Here is a 2137-nt window from a genome sequence, read left to right as displayed (position 1 = left end):
ACCTTGGTGGATACTGCTGTGGCGGTGGTTGCGGGGTTAGTGGTATTGCCAGCGATGTTTGTGGCGATGCATCAGGGCGTCGAAATCTATGCTCAGGATGGCAGCTTACTTAGCGCCGATACCTTAGTATTCACCGTGTTACCCTTGCTGTTTGAAAGCTTAGGTGCTGCTGGCCCTTATGTGTCTTTGGTCTTCTTTTTATTAATGACGATTGCCGCACTGACGTCTTCTATTTCTATGCTCGAGTGTCCGGTTGCACTGGCTAGCGAGCGGTTAGGATCAAATCGTAAATTGACAAGCTGGGTGCTTGGCGGCTTGATTGCGGCGTTGAGTGCGGTGATTGTTTTCCACTTTGGTACTTTGTTCGGGTTAGTGGCAAAAGTGGCGACGCAATACTTCCAGCCTTTTGCTGCTTTACTGTTTTGCTTATTTGGTGGCTGGATCTGGGCGCGTGACCGTAAGTTGTCTGCCTTACGTGAGGGCTATGAAGAGATTGAACAGAGCCTTTTTTGGAAAATTTGGCCCGCCTATGTGAAGTTCGTGTGTCCTATTTTGGTGGCAACCGTGTTATGGGTGTCACTGGGTTAAGCGAACACGCTCACAGGGTGAATTGAGATAAAAAGCGGACACCATGTCCGCTTTTCTCGTTTTAATCCTGATTACCGAAATTGCTTCGTTGCTTCCAGGTAGTCAAAGCCCGCGTCTTTAAGTCGAGCACAGAGAGCGACTTTATCTATCTCGTAATAGCGAACCAAATCGTCCAAGCCATCGAATTCATCACGCAGCTTCATGTTGATGATGCTCATCAGCATCACAGGATCCATGGTCGCGTAATTGTTTAAATCCATCTTAATCCTCGTGATCGCTAATCAATAAATTGGCGGCTGCAAATGCAGCTTGGTCGCGACGTGACTGAGGAATCGACGGATCTTGTGCAACGTCGTTTAGGGTGTTGATCGCGCAGTGGATCGCCGCAGGAATATAGCCTTGCTCACCACTACCTATTTCGGCATAGCGTTGGCGAATAAGATCACAGCAGTCTGCAACTTTCATGATTGTCTCCTCAAGTGATGATAAGGAGCACTATACCCAATCTCACCGGCAGGAGGAAAGTATTAACGTGCGCGCTTTTGGCGGTACATGCTCTGGTCAGCACGCTCGTAAAGAGAGAGATTATTGTCGCCTTGTCGATACTCAGAAAATCCGACCGAGGCGCTGATCTGATGGCTGGATAGCAGGTGGTCTTGGCCAACGAGTTGTTTAACGCGTGTTGTGACTCGCTTGACTGACGTTTGGCTGGCGGGCTGTAAGATGACGGCAAACTCATCGCCGCCCAGTCGATAGCAGCGATCACTTCCTCTTACCGCTTCCCTAACCAGCAATGAAAAGCGGCGTAACACTTTATCGCCGTCCAAATGACCATAGGTGTCATTGACTTGTTTAAAGTTGTCCATATCGAACATCACCATCACAAGGCCGATATTTTCTCGCTCGCATACAGCAACCGCATGCTGAAGATCCTGCTCAAAGCTCGTACGGTTGTGTAAGCCTGTTAAACCATCAAGTAACGCCATATTTTTCACACGCGTATACTCAACGGCATTATTAAGTGGCCCGGCTAATAACTTGTGATAGGTGTGTAACAAGCTAATTTCGTCTCGGTCGAGCTTATAAGGTGTCGAATATTGAAGGACACCAAGCGGCTGTTTATTGAACTTGATTGAAAACGTTTGACGAAAGGTATGTTGCTCACCACGGCGAATGATATTGGAGATGTCATCGTGCTCCCAAATAATCCGACCGATATCGATATGTTTTTCTAATTGGCGCGCATAGACCTCGAACAGGACCTTTATATCAAGGTGGCCTTGCAGTTTTTGCAGCAACAACAAGCGCTGATCGGCGCCCAACGGAATAATCCGCGGGGGGGAATCAGCCTTTGTATACTGCTTTATGTGCGAGGCATTCATTAAAGGATAACAACTCTACAATCGTGTGTGTTTGTAATGGTAAAGCAGAAATCATGCCAGCCTTTAATATTCATCCTAATCATGGTGAGGAGAGGCTAATAAGCATGTTGTTTTTTAGATAATTAATCGGTCAGTAGAGGAAGAATATCAGACTGATGATTGTGTGC

At 47.1% G+C, this 2137-nt stretch carries 3 protein-coding genes and 1 pseudogene; 1 reads left to right on the top strand and 3 read right to left on the bottom strand.

Features of this window, described 5'->3' with window-relative positions:
- A pseudogene (locus tag BZG79_RS14520) lies at positions 1–588 on the top strand (sodium-dependent transporter); the annotation flags it as partial.
- Between the two features lie 71 nt (positions 589–659).
- On the opposite strand, the gene BZG79_RS14515 reads toward BZG79_RS14520, so the two are convergent.
- The 3 genes from BZG79_RS14515 to BZG79_RS14505 all read right to left on the bottom strand — a co-directional run bounded on the left by BZG79_RS14515 (position 660) and on the right by BZG79_RS14505 (position 1970).
- A complete protein-coding gene (locus tag BZG79_RS14515; protein WP_021021985.1) occupies positions 660–848 on the bottom strand; it encodes a DUF4250 domain-containing protein in 189 nt (62 codons plus the stop codon).
- Between the two features lies 1 nt (position 849).
- On the bottom strand, positions 850–1053 hold the full coding sequence (locus tag BZG79_RS14510; protein ID WP_021021984.1) for a YaeP family protein: 204 nt from the start codon (positions 1051–1053) through the stop codon (positions 850–852).
- Between the two features lie 62 nt (positions 1054–1115).
- Positions 1116–1970 (bottom strand): GGDEF domain-containing protein, encoded by an 855-nt coding sequence (locus BZG79_RS14505; protein WP_021021983.1) that lies wholly within the window; start codon positions 1968–1970, stop codon positions 1116–1118.
- Positions 1971–2137 lie beyond the last annotated feature (167 nt).

Origin of the sequence: Salinivibrio sp. MA427 (assembly GCF_001996115.1) — a bacterium.
Classification (GTDB): Bacteria; Pseudomonadota; Gammaproteobacteria; order Enterobacterales; family Vibrionaceae; genus Salinivibrio; species Salinivibrio costicola.
The sequence above is the reverse complement of the archived record's forward strand: the minus strand, read 5'-3'. Positions and strand labels throughout refer to the sequence as shown.